The sequence below is a fragment of the Pseudomonas sp. AC229 genome, from assembly GCF_979254655.1.
Genome location: NZ_CEEDHK010000106.1, coordinates 1 through 234 on the forward strand (window position 1 = coordinate 1; position 234 = coordinate 234).

Annotated in this window: 1 protein-coding gene; it reads left to right on the plus strand. The window is 62.4% G+C overall.

Translation table 11 applies throughout. The features are described 5' to 3' along the window. Nucleotides 1-234: CoA-transferase (locus AC0IW7_RS25050; RefSeq protein ID WP_471821565.1), on the plus strand; the 234-nt coding region annotated here is incomplete at both ends.

The window sequence follows — 234 nt, forward strand, 5'->3', positions numbered from 1 at the left end:
TGCAAGGCAACATCGCCTCGTGGATGGTGCCCGGCAAGCTTGTAACAGGCATGGGCGGGGCGATGGATCTGGTCGCAGGCGCGGAGAACATCATCGTCACCATGACCCACGCGTCTACAGACGGCGAGTCGAAACTGCTGGCCCGCTGCACCTTGCCGCTGACCGGCGCAGGCTGCATCAAACGCGTGCTCAGCGACCTGGCTTACCTGGAAATCGACAACGGCGCCTTCATCT